Raw genomic sequence first — 1,064 nt, forward strand, 5'->3', positions numbered from 1 at the left:
ACGCGAAGCTCTTGATCGAAGCCCCGGTAAACGGCGGCCGTAACTATAACGGTCCTAAGGTAGCGAAATTCCTTGTCGGGTAAGTTCCGACCTGCACGAATGGCGTAATGATGGCCACGCTGTCTCCACCCGAGACTCAGTGAAATTGAAATCGCAGTGAAGATGCTGTGTACCCGCGGCTAGACGGAAAGACCCCGTGAACCTTTACTATAGCTTTACACTGGATGCTGATGTTGTCTGTGTAGGATAGCTGGGAGGCTTTGAAACCACGTCGCCAGATGCGGTGGAGCCAACCTTGAAATACCAGCCTGACATCATTGGCGTTCTAACTCAGGTCCGTTATCCGGATCGAGGACAGTGTATGGTGGGTAGTTTGACTGGGGCGGTCTCCTCCTAAAGAGTAACGGAGGAGCACGAAGGTACCCTCAGCACGGTTGGAAATCGTGCATTGAGTGCAAGAGCATAAGGGTGCTTGACTGCGAGACAGACACGTCGAGCAGGTACGAAAGTAGGTTCTAGTGATCCGGTGGTTCTGTATGGAAGGGCCATCGCTCAACGGATAAAAGGTACTCCGGGGATAACAGGCTGATACCGCCCAAGAGTTCACATCGACGGCGGTGTTTGGCACCTCGATGTCGGCTCATCACATCCTGGGGCTGAAGTCGGTCCCAAGGGTATGGCTGTTCGCCATTTAAAGTGGTACGCGAGCTGGGTTTAGAACGTCGTGAGACAGTTCGGTCCCTATCTGCCGTGGGCGTCGGAAGTTTGAGAAGAGCTGCTCCTAGTACGAGAGGACCGGAGTGGACGAACCTCTGGTGTTCGGGTTGTCATGCCAATGGCATTGCCCGGTAGCTACGTTCGGACGGGATAACCGCTGAAAGCATCTAAGCGGGAAGCCCCCTTCAAGATGAGACTTCCCTGAGGCCTTGCGCCTCCTGAAGGGCCCTTGAAGACTACAAGGTTGATAGGCTGGGTGTGGAAGCACAGCAATGTGTTGAGCTAACCAGTACTAATTGCCCGTGAGGCTTGACCATATAACACCCAAGGGGTTTGCGCAGGCAAAC

1 rRNA gene is annotated in these 1,064 nt (G+C 53.9%); it reads left to right on the forward strand.

What is annotated here, in order from left to right:
* Positions 1-1,034: ribosomal RNA gene (locus tag MSG32_RS17885) — 23S ribosomal RNA — on the forward strand; the annotation flags it as partial.
* Between the last annotated feature and the right edge of the window lie 30 nt (positions 1,035-1,064).

The organism is Cobetia sp. 1CM21F (assembly GCF_023161745.1).
GTDB lineage: Bacteria > Pseudomonadota > Gammaproteobacteria > Pseudomonadales > Halomonadaceae > Cobetia > Cobetia amphilecti.